This window comes from Lacinutrix sp. MEBiC02595, assembly GCF_053601555.1.
The window spans coordinates 1-367 of the sequence record NZ_JBSHNU010000179.1 but is presented as its reverse complement, the minus strand read 5'-3'; the positions used below and the strand labels follow the sequence as shown (position 1 = coordinate 367).

Below are 367 nucleotides of genomic sequence, written 5' to 3'. Positions count from 1 at the left end.
TGGAACAGTTGCAGCAGGAACAGATGGTTATACTACAGCTGGTTCAGTAACCGGAACCGTATATAACGATGAAGATGGTGATGGAACACAAAACGGAACAGAAACCGGATTCACTACACCAGTAACTGTATTTGCTGATTTAGATGGCGATGGCGTATTAGACGCAGGAGAGCCAACAGGAACAACAGCAGCGGATGGGACGTATACAATAGAAGGCGTACCAGCATGGACAGTAGATATCGTAGTAGATACGACTACTTTACCAGTAGGATCGACATTAACAGAAGGAACAGAACCAACGGAAGTAACGGTACCAGTAAATGGAACAGTTGCAGCAGGAACAGATGGTTATACTACAGCTGGTTCA

General features: G+C 45.0%; 1 protein-coding gene. It reads left to right on the top strand.

Going from position 1 to position 367, the window contains the following annotated elements:
* Positions 1–367: hypothetical protein (locus ACVCZW_RS03725; RefSeq protein WP_452231679.1), on the top strand; the 367-nt coding region annotated here is incomplete at both ends.